General features: G+C 48.1%; 1 protein-coding gene. It reads right to left on the bottom strand.

What is annotated here, in order from left to right; genetic code table 11:
* The coding region (locus M9196_RS23340; RefSeq protein ID WP_250619891.1) for a VCBS domain-containing protein at positions 1–362 on the bottom strand (362 nt) is incomplete at both ends.

Below are 362 nucleotides of genomic sequence, written 5' to 3'. Positions count from 1 at the left end.
CACAGTGAAGGTTTCTTCAACTTTATCGCCGATGTTTAATTGATTAAACGCGCTGTTGGCGGTGAACACCCAGTGCCCGTTGGCATCAATAGTAAGGTCGCCATTGGTGCCGGAAATAGAACCCGGAGTAAACGCATTATCTGGGTTGTCTAAATCGGTACTAGTGAGGGTTCCAGAAGTTGTTATAGCGCTGTCAGTTTCATCCACATTGACCGTTGCGGTACTGACCGTCGCTGCATCGTTAGTCCCGTTAATCGTCACTTTGATCGTCGACGGTGTGCCATCGACAGACGAGACAGTGAAGGTTTCTTCTACTTTATCGCCGATGTTCAATTGATTAAACGCACTGTTGGCGGTGAACG

Origin of the sequence: Vibrio methylphosphonaticus (assembly GCF_023634655.1) — a bacterium.
Lineage (GTDB): Bacteria > Pseudomonadota > Gammaproteobacteria > Enterobacterales > Vibrionaceae > Vibrio > Vibrio methylphosphonaticus.
Note: the sequence above shows the minus strand (reverse complement) of the source record. Positions and strands in the feature narration are given on the sequence as shown.